Source organism: Psychrobacillus sp. FSL H8-0484, assembly GCF_038005325.1.
Lineage (GTDB): Bacteria > Bacillota > Bacilli > Bacillales_A > Planococcaceae > Psychrobacillus.
In genome coordinates, this window is the sequence record NZ_JBBOSZ010000001.1 from 4,106,917 (window position 1) to 4,123,860 (window position 16,944).

15 protein-coding genes are annotated in these 16,944 nt (G+C 35.8%); all 15 read right to left on the bottom strand.

Annotation, left to right across the window (positions count from 1 at the left end):
• Window positions 1-94 precede the first annotated feature (94 nt).
• The 15 genes from MHH81_RS20310 to rpsF all read right to left on the bottom strand — a co-directional run bounded on the left by MHH81_RS20310 (window position 95) and on the right by rpsF (window position 16,794).
• Entirely contained in the window at window positions 95-1,291 is a 1,197-nt protein-coding gene (locus tag MHH81_RS20310) for a S1C family serine protease (RefSeq protein WP_340924997.1), read from the bottom strand.
• A 137-nt stretch (window positions 1,292-1,428) separates the two neighbouring features.
• The gene (locus MHH81_RS20315) at window positions 1,429-2,217 is read right to left on the bottom strand and encodes an MBL fold metallo-hydrolase (RefSeq protein ID WP_340925000.1); all 789 of its coding nucleotides are present in this window, start codon (window positions 2,215-2,217) and stop codon (window positions 1,429-1,431) included.
• Between the two features lie 12 nt (window positions 2,218-2,229).
• On the bottom strand, window positions 2,230-3,036 hold the full coding sequence (locus MHH81_RS20320) for a two-component system regulatory protein YycI (protein WP_340925003.1): 807 nt from the start codon (window positions 3,034-3,036) through the stop codon (window positions 2,230-2,232).
• Window positions 3,023-4,345, bottom strand: a complete 1,323-nt coding sequence (locus MHH81_RS20325; protein ID WP_340925006.1) for a YycH family regulatory protein — start codon at window positions 4,343-4,345, stop codon at window positions 3,023-3,025. Before MHH81_RS20325 ends, MHH81_RS20320 begins: the two co-directional genes overlap by 14 nt.
• On the bottom strand, window positions 4,342-6,165 hold the full coding sequence (walK, locus tag MHH81_RS20330; RefSeq protein WP_340925010.1) for a cell wall metabolism sensor histidine kinase WalK: 1,824 nt from the start codon (window positions 6,163-6,165) through the stop codon (window positions 4,342-4,344). Before walK ends, MHH81_RS20325 begins: the two co-directional genes overlap by 4 nt.
• Before the next feature lie 5 nt (window positions 6,166-6,170).
• Window positions 6,171-6,875, bottom strand: coding sequence for a response regulator YycF (gene yycF, locus MHH81_RS20335; protein WP_340925016.1), 705 nt, complete (start codon window positions 6,873-6,875; stop codon window positions 6,171-6,173).
• Window positions 6,876-7,258: 383 nt separating this feature from the next.
• A complete protein-coding gene (locus MHH81_RS20340) occupies window positions 7,259-8,728 on the bottom strand; it encodes a M23 family metallopeptidase (RefSeq protein ID WP_340925018.1) in 1,470 nt (489 codons plus the stop codon).
• Between the two features lie 372 nt (window positions 8,729-9,100).
• Window positions 9,101-10,387, bottom strand: a complete 1,287-nt coding sequence (locus MHH81_RS20345; protein WP_340925020.1) for an adenylosuccinate synthase — start codon at window positions 10,385-10,387, stop codon at window positions 9,101-9,103.
• A 138-nt stretch (window positions 10,388-10,525) separates the two neighbouring features.
• Window positions 10,526-11,884 carry a replicative DNA helicase gene (dnaB, locus tag MHH81_RS20350; RefSeq protein ID WP_340925024.1) on the bottom strand — a complete coding sequence of 453 codons (1,359 nt, stop codon included), beginning with the start codon at window positions 11,882-11,884 and terminating at the stop codon, window positions 10,526-10,528.
• A 12-nt stretch (window positions 11,885-11,896) separates the two neighbouring features.
• Window positions 11,897-12,346, bottom strand: coding sequence for a 50S ribosomal protein L9 (rplI, locus tag MHH81_RS20355; protein ID WP_340925026.1), 450 nt, complete (start codon window positions 12,344-12,346; stop codon window positions 11,897-11,899).
• Window positions 12,343-14,319: a DHH family phosphoesterase gene (locus MHH81_RS20360; RefSeq protein WP_340925027.1), complete on the bottom strand. Its 1,977-nt coding sequence runs from the start codon at window positions 14,317-14,319 to the stop codon at window positions 12,343-12,345. The genes rplI and MHH81_RS20360 overlap by 4 nt, the downstream gene beginning before the upstream one ends.
• Window positions 14,320-14,331: 12 nt before the next feature.
• Entirely contained in the window at window positions 14,332-15,273 is a 942-nt protein-coding gene (locus MHH81_RS20365) for a YybS family protein (protein WP_340925028.1), read from the bottom strand.
• Window positions 15,274-15,652: 379 nt separating this feature from the next.
• Window positions 15,653-15,889, bottom strand: a complete 237-nt coding sequence (rpsR, locus tag MHH81_RS20370) for a 30S ribosomal protein S18 (RefSeq protein ID WP_093275428.1) — start codon at window positions 15,887-15,889, stop codon at window positions 15,653-15,655.
• 47 nt (window positions 15,890-15,936) lie between these two features.
• Window positions 15,937-16,446, bottom strand: a complete 510-nt coding sequence (gene ssb / locus MHH81_RS20375; RefSeq protein ID WP_340925030.1) for a single-stranded DNA-binding protein — start codon at window positions 16,444-16,446, stop codon at window positions 15,937-15,939.
• A gap of 39 nt (window positions 16,447-16,485) precedes the next feature.
• On the bottom strand, window positions 16,486-16,794 hold the full coding sequence (gene rpsF / locus MHH81_RS20380; protein ID WP_090567343.1) for a 30S ribosomal protein S6: 309 nt from the start codon (window positions 16,792-16,794) through the stop codon (window positions 16,486-16,488).
• Between the last annotated feature and the right edge of the window lie 150 nt (window positions 16,795-16,944).

Sequence of the window (16,944 nt, forward strand, 5' to 3'; positions counted from 1 at the left end):
TTTTACCAAAGTAAAAACGAGTAGGAAAGACAAGCTTTTCTTTACCTACTCGCTGTGTAAATGTTTTATTTACAATTCGAAGTTATCCACATGTTTATAATTCAGTTGTTTCCTTTAAAGTAAGTGTTAACTCTACCAATTCTCCTTGGCGATATACTTTTACTTTTAATTCGTCTCCGATTTCTTTTTCATTGTATAAATGCTTTCTTAAATCAATAGAGTTTTCTATTTTTTGACCATCCATTTCGACAATTACGTCGTATGTTTTCATTTCCGCTAAAGCTGCAGGCGAATTTTCTACTATTTGGTCGACTACTACCCCAGTTGTCACTTCCGCCGGTAATTTTAATGTATCACGTTGATGTACTGCTGGTACATTCGTCAAGTCAATCATTGTAATACCCATAGATGGTCGATTTACTTGTCCGTTAACCTCTAAATCCTCAATAACTGGAATTGCCGAATTGATGGGAATTGCAAGCCCAATTCCTTCTACAGTCGCTTCAGAAATTTTCATCGAGTTTATTCCTATAAGCTGTCCGGCTAAGTTAATCAGTGCACCACCACTGTTTCCTGGATTAATCGCTGCATCCGTTTGTAATACTTCTGCTTGCCAATCTTCTACACCATCTTGGTTAAGATCCACTGGAATTGCACGATCTTTACCAGATACCACACCTGTTGTAACCGATCCATAGAAATCTAAACCAAGCGGATTACCAATTGCGATAACTGTCTCCCCTTGCTTTAATGCATCTGAATCACCAAACTCTAAGACAGTATCTACTCCTTTATCATCAATTTCAAGAACTGCTAAGTCCGTCCAAATATCACTTCCTACGAGATTTGCTTGTACTTTTGTTCCATCTACTAATGTTACCTCTAACGATTTTGCACCTTCAATTACATGATAATTTGTAATAACAAAAGCTTTTCCGCCTTCTTTTTTATAAATAACTCCTGAACCCGTTCCAGCTTCTTGTGTTGATTGTGACCGACTCCAAAAATTAGTAACGGACTGAATATTTGTAACCCCAACAACTGCTGCCGATGCTTTTTCTACTGCACTCGTAACATCTGTTGTAATATCAACTGAAAGCTGTTTTGTTTCTGTTGCATTTTTCGCCGTTTTAGCTGATGGTAAATTTGTTACAACAGATGGTATTAGAAACCATACAAGAAGTGCTCCGACCATTACACCAGCTAAAGCGCTTAAGAAGTATCCTGGTAATCCCCTTTTCTTTTCTTTCTTTGGTTCTTCTTGCGGTTCGTATGGATTATAATAGCCCATTGTTCATCTCCCTTTCATTTAACAATATGTTCGTGTCTTTAATTTACCCATTTCACATTAAAATTAAATGAAAATTATTTAAAAGTTAAATAAAAAAAGTTCCAAAAGCTAATAAGTAGCTTTTGGAACTTCATTTACTAGACAAGGACTAACTCAGTTGGATGATTGGCATCTGTATCATGTAGATGCACATATTCCCCCGCAACTATCCCACACGATTGTAGAGTTTGTGTAACACTCATTCGTGCAAGATCCTTCATATTATTATCTTTACTCAAATGCGAGAGATAAATATGTGTATTCTTTAAATCTATTACTTCACTCATTGCAACAGCTGCATCTTCATTAGACACATGACCTACATCGCTTAATATTCTACGTTTTACCGACCAGGGATAGCGTCCCATTTGAAGCATACTGACATCATGATTACTTTCAAAGACAAACGAATCTGCTCCTTTTATATGGCCTTTCATTCGGTCACTTACATAGCCTGTATCTGTAATCAGGACAAGCTTGCGACCATTTTCATGAAAGATATAAAACATTGGATCTGCCGCATCGTGAGACACTCCAAAGGACTGGATATCCATTGTACCAAATGTTTTAACCGTTTCCATATCAAATTGGAATCGCTGCTCTACCGGTACTTTTCCAATAAGGGAATCCATGGCAAACCAAGTTTTTTCATTTGCATAAATAGGAATACCATATTTTCTTGCAACCACTCCTAGACCTTTAATATGATCGCTATGCTCATGAGTAACAAAAATACCTGACAGTTTTTTCATGTCTCGGTCAATTTCATGGAATAGTTGCTCCATTTTCTTGCCACTTAGCCCTACATCTACTAGGAAGCAATGCTCTTCATTTTCCACGTAAACTGCATTCCCACTGCTTCCACTAGCTAATACACTGAACTTCATAGTTAAAACTCCTTACTCTACAACTGCTTGTTCTACCTCTTTTTTGGGAATTTCAATAATTCTTCCTTCTACTGCATTTACAAAGTGTTCTTCTATTGTTCCATTTGAAAGCTCTACTAAAATATGCCACGTTGGTGCAAATACTTGCGTTTCTGCCTGTTGGGCTAGGGTGGAGTATCCCAAATTAATTTCTTTTACCGTAGAATCAGGTTTTATTAACGTTCGGGAATATAAAAGATTAATCGCCTGCATAGTAGGCAATAGTTTTTTCGACTCATTGTAGTCCTCTAAATTATCCAATATTGTTTGTTCATATCGAATAATTTCTTGTTCATCATTCCAGTAAACAACGACTTTTGCATTTTGATTATAATAAACTAGTCGATTATTTACTGTTTGAAATAATGTAGCAGACTGATTTTCTTCATCTACTTTCCACAATTCATAAGAAGATCCACGAATAATATTTTCCTGTAGTAGTTTTTCTAATGTATTTTCCTCCGTTATTTGAAGTGGTTCTTTAAAGGTACCTATTAGCTGATAGTCTTCTTTCACTTCTACGGTCTGATTCGTTAATTGTCCTAATTCTTCTGTGCTAAATATATGAACACTACCAGAAACATAAGAAGCTTCTTGAATAATACCTTCTGTTTTTTCAACTTTTATATTATCTAAGACTAGTCGTTCCTCAATAGGTGTATCCCTGGGAACTACAACATCCGAGGCTTCATTATATCTATTTAAATAAAGAGAGAATAAAAACACGTTTAGAATAGAAAATACAATAATAAATATTGTTTTTGTTTTATTCCAATCCAAATTTGCCACCTCCGAGTAGATCTGGAGATACGCGAACCCAAGATCCATTTATTAAATAATACCAAGATGGTTCTAGTGTTAATAATGGTTGATTATCATCACGTGATAAATAATACCCTGGAACCATTTCGTCAACAGACGATAATACATTTAATTCAGGAATGGAAGTGAGTAAATCATATGTCGCCTGTCCTGACGGCAACTGTACATCTCTCGGTTTGATAGGTAGTGCATTCAACGTGTAGTACGGTCTTGTATACCGATATACTTGATTAACACCCCAATTTTGAATAATTTCCGTTTCAGTATCATTGCTAAACACAGGCAACCCAAGAAAGTGCAGTTGATAATGAATTTGTTGAGCTGTTGTCGCGTTGATCTTACTGTAACGGTAATCATCTGTCCATCCGTTATGTTCGTTTACGAAATTGACACTATTTAAAATGAGGTCTGCAGGATCAATGGCACTTTCACTTTCAGACGCTGGATTAACAAAATTAAGCCTTTTATATAGAAAATCCACTTTCATTAGTGCGGTATCATCTGTATATTCTTGTTGACTAGTACCTACCGGATTACTACGTACTAAACTTGGGTTACTAAACAGAGCATTTTTAAACCTTTCTGGTGCAATCTCCTCTAAATAATACGTATACTTTACTGTATCCTCAGGAATTGTTGAAACATATAAAGATAATCTACCTGGTCTTTCTATTTCATTATACACTGGCATATTAGCGGATTGTTGAATGATGCGTTCGGTAAAACCTTCCTTATCAACCTTTTCGACAGAGGTAGTATACACTTTTTGTTTTACCGTATTAAGAAAATACAAGTTAATGCCATTGGATGAGTCTGACCAATCAACCACTAAACGATTAAAGGAAGCATCCGGAAAATTATGATCGGCAAAAGTTAAAATACTACCAAAGATTTCGATTGGAACTTCTGCTTGATAGAAAAAAGTAGCCCGATTAGGCGTATTAATCATTTCGTTTATTTGTTTGGGACTTACTTTATTATTATGAAGTTCTACCGTTTGTATTTCCCAGCTTTTCATTGAATTTAATACTCTTTCTATATTCACAGTTTTAATAGTTCCATTTATCGTGTGTTCTTGACTAAGTATTAATCGATATGGCTTTATCACATCTTCAATTTTCTTTTTTTCCGCAATGGAAATGTCAACAATAGGTGGTTCATTCGTGTCATAAGATGGAGAATATGTCCATATGGTAAAAGTCAGCGAAAGGCTAAGTAGGATGAGTAAGAGTAAAATAACTGATTTTACTTGTTCAATATACTTCAATCCCACTCACCTTCCTCGTCCATTTCAATTTCGAGTGTAAAAAATACAGTTGTTCCGTTACCCTCTTCACTTTCAGCCCAAATAGTACCTCCATGCGCCTCAATCATTTCCCGGGCAATTGCTAGACCAAGTCCAGTTCCCCCCATTGACCTTGCTCTTGCACGATCCACTCGGTAGAAACGATCAAAAATTCGGTCTATATTTTCGGATGGTATTCCCATTCCATCATCGGAGATCATGACTTTCAGTAAATTATCTTTTACCACAACTCCAAAACGAATGTTTCCACCATCTGGCGAATATTTAATAGCATTTGAAATAATATTATCAATTACTTGTGTTAATTTATCCGTATCAATATCAACATAATAGGGCGTATCTGCAAACATCCGTTGGAACGATACATGCTCAGATTTAGATAGTTCAAATCGATCTATAATTCGATTAAAAAACTGATTAAAGTTAACAATATCGCGATTTAAATCATAATCTCTACTATCCATTTTAGATAATTGAAGCAAATCATTTACTAATCGTATCATTCGTTGTGTTTCGGTTTGTGTTACTTGTAAAAATGATGGTGCAATTTCTTCATCTTTCCAAGCACCCTCGGCAAGTGCTTCTAAATAACTACTCATCGTCGTAAGTGGAGTACGCAGTTCATGCGAAACATTTGCAACAAATTCTCTTCGTTCCATATCAATCTTTTCTTGCTCCGTATTGTCATGTAAAACTGCTATTAAGCCGTTTACAAATCCTGTTTCCTTTTGAATAACAGAAAAGTTTGCGCGCAAAATAAAAGGTCGTTCATGAGTACTAAAATCAAGTGTCATCGATTCTTTGGAATGAATTAAGTCTTCAAAAGAATGCGCTGCATCAATACCTAATACCGATATGATTGGGCGATTTAATACCATCTCTCGAGGAATACGCAATAATCTTACGGCAGGATCGTTTATTAAAATTACTCTACCTTTCCGATCAGTTGCAATAACTCCATCTGTCATATTAGTAAGGACAGATGCAAGCTTTCTTCTTTCTGCTTCTGTTGTAGATTGAGCTTCTTGTAATCTATTTGTTAAATGGTTAAAAGCTATTGCAAGCTGCCCAATTTCATCGTTTCCATAAACACGTACTTTACGCGAGAAGTTACCTTTTGCCATAGCCTGTGCTTGTTTTCGCATATCGGAAATGGGACGAGTAATGGTTTGCGCTATCAATATCCCGAGTACAATCGTAATAACAAGTGCAACGGCTGTGCCACCAGCAAGTATTAGGTTAATCTCATTCATTTGACCAAATACATTTTCTATATTGGATTCAATATATAAAGAACCGATTACTTCCCCTTGAGATTTAATTGGTGTTGCTAAAACCCATATGCGTTTTCTATCAGAATCAAGTGTAATGTTATCAAAGGGTGTTTCTGCACTTATCGACAATCTCACGAGTTCATCGGTTGACCTCTGTCCGACAATCGATTGATTATTTATATCGGATGTTGCTAGAATTTGATTTTTAGCATCGATAACACGAACTTCTTTTATATCGTAAGAATTTAAACCAGACAAAATAGAACGCAAGCTTTGCTCTAAAGTTGCGTCATCTTCCTCATTTCTTACTTTTAATATCTCTTCCCTCGCGCTAAACTCCAATAAGCTTATACGATCGGAAATAGACTCTTGAAAGTTTTCTCGTAATGTTTGCTCAAGTTCTCGAACAAAATATAAACCAATAATTTGCATCGCAATGATTATTAATAATATATATATAAACACAATTTTTACGTGAATGGATTTAAAATAACCAACCTTTTGCATTCTTTTTACTCCTGTTCAGGATTCCGTAAATAGTAACCAACGCCTCTTCTAGTTACAATCCAAGTAGGATGGCTAGGATTATCTTCAATCTTCTCACGTAAACGACGTATTGTTACATCCACTGTTCGGACATCCCCAAAATAGTCGTATCCCCATACTGTTTGTAGTAAATGTTCACGTGTCATGACTTGTCCTATATGTTTCGATAAATAATGTAATAGCTCAAATTCACGATGAGTCAATTCTATTGTTTCATCTCTTTTTAACACTAAATATGCATCTGGCTGAATAGTTAGTGGCCCAATAGTTATGTCATTCGTTACCACTTCAGCATCTTCTTGTAATGTTTGATGTCTTCTCATGTTTGCTTTCACTCGTGCTATTAACTCTCTTGTACTAAATGGTTTCGTTACATAATCATCTGCTCCAAGTTCCAAACCAAGTACTTTATCGATCTCCGAATCTTTTGCTGTAAGCATAATAATTGGAAAATCGTATCTCTTGCGAATTTCTCTACAAACTTCCATACCATCTCGATTTGGAAGCATGATATCTAGTAACATTAAATCAGGCTGTACTTCTTCTACCTTTTTCAAAGCTTCATCGCCATCATAGGCACAAAACACTTGATATCCTTCTTTTTTCAAATTAAATTGAAGTATATCTGCAATTGGCTTCTCATCATCTACTACTAATATTTTTTTACTCATGTATAGAACCCCTTTCGCACTCATAGTCTATCTTTTATTTAGAAGCTGTTAAACTACATTGTTGTTATTTGGTAGAATCTGATTGCTTTTCCGCAGGAGTCTGCGCGAATTCTACCGCAAATTATATGCTAAAACACATCAGTAAAATATAACAGAGCCTTTATTTAAATAATTTTTTTGAAACAAATAATATATATTTACTCTATCATGCTTTTAGACTCTATGCATCCTTAAAGGAAATAGGCACATGATAGAATTCATAAAGTCGACGATTGTCGAATTATTTCCCAGGAAATTTTATGTAGGTAAATAATCTGTCTAGAACATTATGTAAACTATATAAAAAAGAGACAGCCAAACAAGTGACCGTCTCTAACATAATATTAGTCTAACACAGTTAATGGATTAATCGTTACCCCGTTTTTATCCACTTCAAAATGTAAGTGAGTGCCTGTTGAACGGCCAGTACTTCCCATTACACCTATTTTGGAACCTTGAGGTACAACATCTCCTACATCCACACTTATAGAAGAAAGATGAGCATATGTTGTTTTGTAGCCATTGTTATGGTCTATAATCACTCGTTTACCATATGTTCCATCCCATCCAGCAGCTACGACAGTGCCGTTATCAGCAGATTTAATATTAAATCCATTAGGACGAGCAATATCTATTCCTTCATGCTGTCGGCCCCAGCGGTGTCCCATTTTACTAGATATATATCCACCTTCAGCAGGCCATGTAAATACACCAGAACCACGAGAAGGAATCACTTTTGTTCCTTTTAGCACAATATGATCTGTTGGTTGAACAAGTATCGTTTCTTCTTTAACAGATTGGCCTACTTGAACCCCATTTTCTTTACGTATTAAGTAAGTTGCTACTTTTTTACCGTCAGAACCTTCTTGTTTTACCTTTGTATCACCTTTATACATCTCATCTATCTCTATTACTTTTTTCGTATGTTTTATTTCTTCTACAGCTTTTTTCTCATAATGAACTTCTACATTAATAAGTGGTTTTAAGACAGTTACATTTAACTCTTGACCTATTTGCAAAACACTAGACTCCGTAATGTCAGGATTAATCGCTAAAAGCTCAGAAGATGTTAGATTAAACTTACTTGCAACTGTCCCCAATACATCTCCTTCAGCTACTTTATATGTTTCTTGTTCTAATGTACCATCTAGTAGAAGTTTAACTGCGTCGTCTGGTGATACAATCTTATTTGGATCCACATCTACTGTAACGCCAGATACTTTTTGTTTTAATATTAAATCCGCAATACGTGTTTCATCTTCTTTTAATTCGGGTAAAACTTCAGTAGAACTCTTTTGAGCTTCCAGTACGTTTAACTCTTCTTCTGAAACAAAATGTAATTTTAGTTTATGAATAACTTCTTGATAAGCATCCAGGTCTTTGACGTAGACCGCCATCTCGTCATTAACCAACAGTGCAAATGCAGTTGCTTCTACTTCAATTAATTCATCCAGCTTTTGAAGTGTTGCCTCATCATTTGTAGATGGTGTAAAAACTTGTTCCGACACCACTGATAAGTTAGATCCTGCTTTTAAAGGGAGGTTTTCATACTGGGAGCTCGAATCTTTAACTTTTTGATCAATTATTGCTTGCATTTCTGTTTTATCAGCTAATGCACCTATGTACTGCCCATTTGAATATATATGATAAATTTCTTTTAATGTAGTATTTTCAGGTTCATTAGCAAAAGCCATATTAAAAGAAACACTTGAAATTAGTAAAACTGATACGGCTGCTTTTTTAACCATATTTGACTTTCTGTTTGAAGAAACAATTAGTTGCTTTTGTTCCTCATTCATTCTTTTCCAAAACATGATAAAGCCCCTTCCAAAACAATTAAAATATTTCACTCTTTATTAACGTCACTTTAATTAAATTTAACATATTTGAAATGGCGAAGTGTACTAATAATCAATCTTGTAAACAAAATGTATTTTAAGTCCCATTATTTCCTATTAACGTTACTAATTTGTAAAATATTATACTTCTGTTTCATATTTGCTTTTATATTGTTTTAGTTTTCACCAAAATATCCTTTTTTTATACATAAGTCTGCATATGGTCTTTGTTATATTTGTAATAATAGAAGATTAATATTGCTATGACATTAATTTTTTTGTCATTAAATAACAAAAAACCGCCAAGAATGTTGCATTTCTTGACGGTTTTTTATTTATTAACTTAATTTATCTCCAAACACTTGAGATAATATTTGTTTGAGTACGATCAGGTCCTACTGAGAAAATAGAGATTGGTACACCTGTAAGCTGTGAAATACGCTCTAAATAGTGACGTGCTGTCTCAGGAAGCTCATCTAGTGTTTTACATGATGTAATATCTTCACTCCAGCCTGGTAGTTCTTCGTATACTGGTTCACATTCTGCAAGAGTACGAAGGTTTGCTGGATATTCTGTAATTAATTCACCTTGGTATTTGTACGCAGTACAAATTTTTACTTTTTCTAAACCAGTTAAAACATCAATGGAGTTAACCGTTAAATCAGTTAAACCACTAACGCGACGAGCATGTCTAATTACAACTGTATCAAACCAGCCTATACGACGTGGTCGTCCTGTAGTTGTCCCATACTCTTTACCAACTTCACGAATTTGATTTCCAACTTCATCAAATAGTTCCGTTGGGAATGGACCATCTCCTACACGAGAAGTATAGGCTTTACAAACACCAACAACATGCGAAATTTTCGTTGGTCCCACACCAGCACCAATTGTTACTCCACCAGCCACAGGGTTAGAAGATGTAACAAATGGATATGTACCTTGATCAATATCCAACATAACACCTTGGGCACCTTCAAAAAGTACGCGACGGCCTTCATCTAAAGCATCATTTAATACTTTTGAAGTATCTGTAACATATTTTTCAATTTCTTTACCGTAGCCATAGAACTCTTCTAAAATTTCTTCAACAGTAAATCCTTCTGTTTCATAAAATTTCTCGAACATTCTATTTTTTTCTTCTAAATTACGCTCTAATTTTTCTTTAAATACTTCGTAATCAAGAAGATCTGCCATACGAATACCAACACGTGCAGCCTTGTCCATGTAAGCTGGACCAATTCCTTTACCTGTAGTACCAATTTTGTTAGCACCTCTACGCGCTTCTTCCACTTCATCTTGTTTTAAGTGATATGGCAAAATTACGTGTGCACGATTGGAAATACGTAAATTTTCTGTTGATACTCCACGATCATGTAAACCTTTTAATTCTTTCACAAGAGCTCTTGGATCTACTACCATACCATTTCCAATAACTGAGATCTTGTCCTTATAAAAAATCCCTGAAGGAATTAAGTGAAGTTTATATGTTTCTCCTCCAAAAATAATGGTATGTCCTGCATTATTACCGCCTTGATAACGAGCGATTACTTCAGAATTTTCAGAGAGAAAGTCTGTAATTTTCCCTTTACCTTCGTCTCCCCATTGTGTTCCTACTACTACTACTGATGGCATTGCCAACACCTCCGTCAGACATTTTTATGTCCTGATTCAAACATTGTAATTGTACCAAGCACCAAGCTCTGAGTCAACCAATAACAGTTAAAAACACGAACGATTAATGGGATAAACATTAATATGTTCGTGTTTGAATTATGATGCTGGCGGGGCTTGATGCTGGCTCCAATCAATATTCACAAATTTATTAAATTCTTTTACAAATGCAAGCGTCACTGTTCCAGTAGGACCATTACGCTGTTTTGCAATAATAATTTCAATCATATTTTGGTTTTCAGTTTCTTTATCATAATAATCTTCTCGGTACAAAAACGATACGATATCGGCATCTTGCTCAATAGAACCAGATTCACGTAAATCGGACATCATTGGTCTTTTATCTTGACGTTGCTCCACTCCACGTGAAAGCTGAGAAAGTGCAATTACTGGAACTTTAAGTTCACGAGCCAAACCTTTTAGTGATCGAGAAATTTCAGATACCTCTTGTTGACGATTTGCTTGACTTCCACCACTCCCTTGAATGAGCTGTAAATAATCAATTAAAATCATTCCAAGTCCATGTTCTTGCTTCAATCGGCGACATTTCGCACGAATTTCATTCACTCGAATACCAGGAGTATCATCGATAAAAATACCTGCATTTGATAAACTACCCATTGCCATTGTAAGTTTACGCCAATCTTCTGTTGTAAGGGCACCCGTTCGAAGTACTTGAGCATCGATGTTCCCTTCAGCACAAAGCATACGCATGACCAATTGCTCCGCACCCATCTCCAAACTAAAGATAGCTACATTTTCATCCGTCTTCGTCGCCACATTCTGTGCAACGTTAAGTGCAAAAGCCGTTTTCCCTACAGATGGACGTGCGGCTACAATGATTAAATCATTTCGCTGGAAGCCAGCAGTAATTTTATCTAAATCACGAAACCCTGTTGGAATACCTGTAACATCGCCTTTTCTTGTATGAAGTTTTTCGATGTTATCATATGTTTCCACCAAAACATCTTTTATATGCTTAAAGTCACCAGCATTTTTTCTGTTGGCAACTTCCATCATTTTTCGTTCAGCCTCTGACAGTAAGGCTTCTACTTCATCTTCTCTAGTAAACCCATCTTCTACGATTGTTGTAGCTACTCGAATTAGTCGACGTAATATCGATTTTTCTTCCACTATCTTTGCATAATGTCCAATATTCGCTGCCGTAGGGACTGTATTTGCAATTTCACTGATGTAAGAAATACCACCTACATCTTCTAACTCTTTTTTGGAAGATAGCTCTTCTGTAACAGTTACTACATCTATCGCTTTTCCTTGATCGCTTAGTCGTAGCATCGTTTGGAATATTTTCTGATGAGCTACTCGATAAAAGTCCTCTGGCATTACAATTTCCGCAGCTGTTATTAATGCTTGCGGGTCTAAAAATATTGCTCCAATGACGGATTGTTCAGCTTCTTGGTTATGTGGGGGCACACGGTCCAACAATGGATCGCTCATTGACCTCTCTCCTTACGCTTCTTCTGTTACATGAACTTTTAGTGTCGCTACTACTTCATGATGAAGTTTAACTGGAACATTCGTATATCCTAACGCACGAATAGCATCGTCTAACTCCATTTTACGTTTATCTAACTTAATACCATGTGATTTTTCTAATTGTCCTGCAATTTGTTTTGTAGTGACAGAACCAAATAAACGGCCATCACTTCCTGATTTTGCTTTTAATTCAACTGTTAGTTGTTCTAGTACTTCTTTTAGTTTTTTTGCTTCTGCTAACTCTTCTGCCGCTTCTTTTTCGGACTTTTTCTTTTGTCCTTCTAATGCACTTATTGCTGCAGCGTTTGCCTCAACTGCAAGGTTATTTTTTAATAAGAAATTATGTGCATACCCATCTGCTACGTTTTTAATTTCTCCTTTTTTACCTTTTCCTTTTACGTCTTTTAAGAATACTACTTTCATTCTGCATTTCCTCCTTCAATTATTTCCATTATGGCATCTTTTAAAAGTGTAATTGCTTCTTCTATTGTTTTATTTTCTAATTGGCATGCCGCATTAGTTAAATGCCCTCCGCCATTAAGCCTTTCCATTACCAACTGTACATTTACATCCCCAAGCGATCTTGCACTAATTCCTATTGTAGATTCACTTCTCCGCCCTATTACAAATGAAGCAGTAACGTTGTTCATTGTTAATAAAATATCAGCGGTTTGAGCAAGTAGTACTTGGCTATATGAAATACTTTCTTCTCCGTGAGCTATCGCAATTCCTTTTTTAAAAAATTCAACAGTCTGCACGATTTTAGATCGCTCAATATATGTGTCTAGGTCTTCTTTCAATATACTTTGAACAAGTATGGTATCTGCACCATGTGTCCGAAGATAAGAGGCTGCTTCAAAGGTTCTGGCTCCTGTTCGAAGCGTAAAGCTTTTTGTATCTACTATTATCCCAGCAAGCATAGATGTAGCTTCGAGCATGGATATTTTTTCATTTTTGGGTTGATATTCGATTAATTCCGTTACAAGTTCTGAAGTAGATGATGCGTATGGCTCCATATACACAAGCATTGTATTTGAAATAAATTCTTCTCCCCGTCGATGATGATCTATTACAACTATTTTTTCTGCTTTTTGAAGCAATTTCTCGTCTATAACTAAACTAGGTTTATGTGTATCCACCACAACTAACAACGTTTTATCTGTCATTTTATTTATAGCCTCTTCTGGACTAATAAAACGATTATATAGGTCCGGCTTTTCTTTAATTTCATCCATTAGTCGAAGCACACTACTATCGAATTCATTAAAATCAACAACAACGTAGCCTTCAACTTTGTTCATCTCCGCCATTTTTCTCACTCCGACAGCTGAACCAATAGCATCCATATCTGGCATTCTATGTCCCATTACAAATACTTTATCGCTATCTTGTATTAAATCTCGAAGTGCATGTGAGATAACCCTTGCTCTAACACGAGTTCTTTTTTCAACTGGATTTGTCTTTCCACCATAAAACTTCACCTTTCCATTTGGCTGTTTTATAGCAACTTGATCACCGCCTCGACCTAATACTAAATCTAGGCTAGACTGCGCTAACTCTCCAAGTTCAACCAGTGAAGTAGAACCAACACCTACTCCAACACTTAACGTTAAAGAAAATCCAAATTTGGAAGTTGTTTCTCTTATATCATCTAGAATGGAAAATTTATTTTTCTCTAGTTCAACTAAAATAGACTCATTATATACCGCTAAAAAGCGATCGGAAGAAATTCTTTTCACGTATATTCCATACTTCGCGCCCCAATTATTCACACAGGATGTCACGATACTGTTTAACTGACCACGTGTTTGGTCATCCATGCCTTGTGCTATTTCATCGTAATTATCAATAAAAAGCACACTAATTACCGTTCGATCACCGTAGTATAAAGACTCCATCTCTACTTGTTCCGTTATGTCGAAAAAGTAAAGTAGCTTTTCCTCCGCCTTGTAGAACACTTTATAGTTATTATCATCCAGGGATATAACCAATTCCTTTGAATCCTCTTGCTTTAAAAGCTGCTGAAAATCTTTAGATATAGAAACAAGCTCCTCACCAATAATGGTATCGAATGGAAGCTTTTGCATCATATATGGATTAGCCCATTCAATGATATATTGATCATTTATTAATATAATTCCAATAGGCATCTCTAACAGAGCTTCTTCGCCTACTTTTTTCATTCGGTAAGAAAGAGTTTCGATATGCTTTTCTGTTTCTTCATATACTCGCTGTTCTAGCTTCCATGCATATATGGATACTCCAATAACCAACAGAGGAAATAACGATCCAACTAAAACATTGTTCGAAAGAAGTAAATAAGACGCAACTCCACCAAGGAGCATAAATAAAACGAGTGGATATCGAATTGGTCGTTTTCTAAAAAAAGACGCCACTTGATCAGCTCCTTATTTTTTGTACCTGTCTTTTAAAAATCCTCGTAAGTTAAATCCTAAATCTAACACACCAAGTATTATTGTAAACGTATAAAGTGGAACTGCCAAAAATGTTGCCAGAATAGCAGCCCATTTTGGCCATCCTCGCACATAAAAATAATAGTGAATAAGCGAAACCCCTTGTAAAAACAAAAGAGTTCTTAAAATCAAAGCTGCATTTATAAAGAGTAAATAACCAAAAGTTCCTATTTCAAATGACACAATCAATGTGATAACGGATACGATTAAATAATACCATAACACTGCTTTTGGAAGTCGAAAATCCACGAATTTTGAAAACTTTGGCACGTCTAATTTAAGCTTCTTCAACAAAGGTAAATTAATGCTTAAGTAAATAAAAGCTAATATAAATGCTCCACCAATAAAGTAAGTAGGCATAATTGCTTCAATAAGCTGTAAGCTTTTATTAACCATTGCATCGTAATTTTCTGGCAACTGTCCTACCGAGGACATCATATTCCCTAGTCGTTCGTAGTATATTTCAATGTTCTCTAAAAATTGCTCCAAAACATTAATATTTAATACTAAAATCGAAATTATGTATTGAACAGCCGTCATGAATAATATAAAAATCGTGGAAGCCATTAACATATATAGCTTTGACTTATTACCTCGAATGGAGTCTCCTATTATAAATCCAAGCGGAGCAATTAGGAGTCCAAATATTAAACCACCAATATTTCCAATAATAAAAGAGATTATTATTGAAATGGTAGTTACAAGAATAGCTTGTTTTCTTTCAAAATTTGCACTATACCAAGCAATCGGTAATAGCACTATAAAAGCTGTTATAAAACCTACAAATGGTATATAGAAAGTCAGGCCTAATAGAATAGCAAATAGTGCAATCATCATGGATCCATATGTTATATTGTTTGTTTTATTTTTTTGCATGCAGGACCTTCCTTTGTTGTAATCATCTATCCATTGTAACAGATTTCCTACTACAACTAAAATTCCTTCTATTGGTCATTGGTATTTTATATAAATGTTTTTATGGAGGAAAATTCGCTCACTTTCCACGGACGAACTGTCTAGCCTCCTCGGGGCAACAGGATGTTGGTCACGAAGCCGTTTCCTCCTTGGTGTGGCGAACTTAGGATTTGTTCCTATAAGCCCGCTCTGGGGTCTTGGCACCCCGTTTTTCCAAAGGAGTCTCGCGGATTTTCGTCACAAAATATATTCTTCCAAAAAACAACGACTTAATCTAACAGAGCCTATATATAAAAGAGGAACAAAAAAAGACCGGTTTCCCGGTCCTTTCAATTTATACTTATCTCTCTTCAGAAGAGAATGGAAGTAAAGCCATGATACGAGATACTTTAATAGCTCGTGTTAACTTACGTTGGTACTTCGCGCTTGTTCCTGTCACACGACGTGGAAGAATTTTTCCACGTTCTGACACGAATTTTTTCAACAAATCTACATCTTTATAATCGATGTGTGCAATGTTGTTTGCTGTGAAGTAACATACTTTACGACGTCTTTTGCCTCCGCGACGTGGTGCCATAATAGGTTGCCTCCTTTTCGATTAAAGTAAACATGCGTGTGATTCTTTTAAAACGGTAGGTCGTCATCCGATACTTCGATTGGTCCACTACTATTTGCAAAAGGATCTTCATCTACACGTGTATAATTTTGCTGATTCATTGGTTGGTTTTGCTGATATGTCGGATATGAGTTTTGCTGCTGTCCACCGCCGCCAAATGATGGTGTTTGTCCACCTTGGCTTCGGTCACCAGAGCTACTACGTGGTTCTAGGAACTGAACGCTGTCTGCAACAACATCCGTCGTATAAACACGTTTCCCATCTTGTCCTTCATAACTACCCGTTTGAATACGCCCTTCAACACCTGCTAAACTTCCTTTTTTCAAAAAGTTAGCTGTGTTTTCAGCTTGCTTTCTCCAAACGACACAGTTGATAAAATCAGCTTCTCTTTCGCCTTGCTGGTTGGAGAATGTGCGATTTACAGCTAGTGTAAATCTTGCCATTGCAACACCACTTGGCGTGTAGCGAAGTTCCGGATCTTTTGTTAGTCTTCCAACTAATACGACACGGTTAATCATCAGTATTTAACCTCCCTCGTTCAGCTTTGTTAGTCATTTTTATTTTTTTGCTTTAACTTTAATATCGTCGATACGAACAGCAATGTGACGGATAATGTCTTCATTGATGTTAGCTAAACGTGTATACTCATCGATTGCTTTTGAATCAGCGTTTACTTTAACGATTTGGTAGAAACCTTCACGTAAGTCATTGATTTCGTAAGCTAAGCGGCGTTTACCCCACTCTTTTGCTTCGATGATTTCTGCACCATTTGAAGTTAAGATTTCTTGGAAACGCTCAACTAAAGCTTTCTTAGCATCTTCTTCAATTGCTGGTTGGATAATGTACATTAATTCGTACTTTCTCATCTATTTACACCTCCCTATGGTCTTTGGCCGACTATGAAAAGCCGACAAGGAGCAAGTAATTATATTACTCACATCAATGAATTGTACCATATAATAATCTATGTATCAAGAACAGAGTGTTATATTAAGTTAATTCATGTATATTTATTA

What these genes read in the sequence shown, in the direction of transcription:
- MHH81_RS20310 (WP_340924997.1), bottom strand. Translation starts at nt 1,291, where the DNA reads ATGGGCTATTATAATCCATACGAACCGCAAGAAGAACCAAAGAAAGAA.
- rpsF (WP_090567343.1), bottom strand. Translation starts at nt 16,794, where the DNA reads ATGAGAAAGTACGAATTAATGTACATTATCCAACCAGCAATTGAAGAA.
- MHH81_RS20340 (WP_340925018.1), bottom strand. Translation starts at nt 8,728, where the DNA reads ATGTTTTGGAAAAGAATGAATGAGGAACAAAAGCAACTAATTGTTTCT.
- rplI (WP_340925026.1), bottom strand. Translation starts at nt 12,346, where the DNA reads ATGAAAGTAGTATTCTTAAAAGACGTAAAAGGAAAAGGTAAAAAAGGA.
- walK (WP_340925010.1), bottom strand. Translation starts at nt 6,165, where the DNA reads ATGCAAAAGGTTGGTTATTTTAAATCCATTCACGTAAAAATTGTGTTT.
- MHH81_RS20315 (WP_340925000.1), bottom strand. Translation starts at nt 2,217, where the DNA reads ATGAAGTTCAGTGTATTAGCTAGTGGAAGCAGTGGGAATGCAGTTTAC.
- dnaB (WP_340925024.1), bottom strand. Translation starts at nt 11,884, where the DNA reads ATGAGCGATCCATTGTTGGACCGTGTGCCCCCACATAACCAAGAAGCT.
- ssb (WP_340925030.1), bottom strand. Translation starts at nt 16,446, where the DNA reads ATGATTAACCGTGTCGTATTAGTTGGAAGACTAACAAAAGATCCGGAA.
- MHH81_RS20365 (WP_340925028.1), bottom strand. Translation starts at nt 15,273, where the DNA reads ATGCAAAAAAATAAAACAAACAATATAACATATGGATCCATGATGATT.
- MHH81_RS20345 (WP_340925020.1), bottom strand. Translation starts at nt 10,387, where the DNA reads ATGCCATCAGTAGTAGTAGTAGGAACACAATGGGGAGACGAAGGTAAA.
- yycF (WP_340925016.1), bottom strand. Translation starts at nt 6,875, where the DNA reads ATGAGTAAAAAAATATTAGTAGTAGATGATGAGAAGCCAATTGCAGAT.
- rpsR (WP_093275428.1), bottom strand. Translation starts at nt 15,889, where the DNA reads ATGGCACCACGTCGCGGAGGCAAAAGACGTCGTAAAGTATGTTACTTC.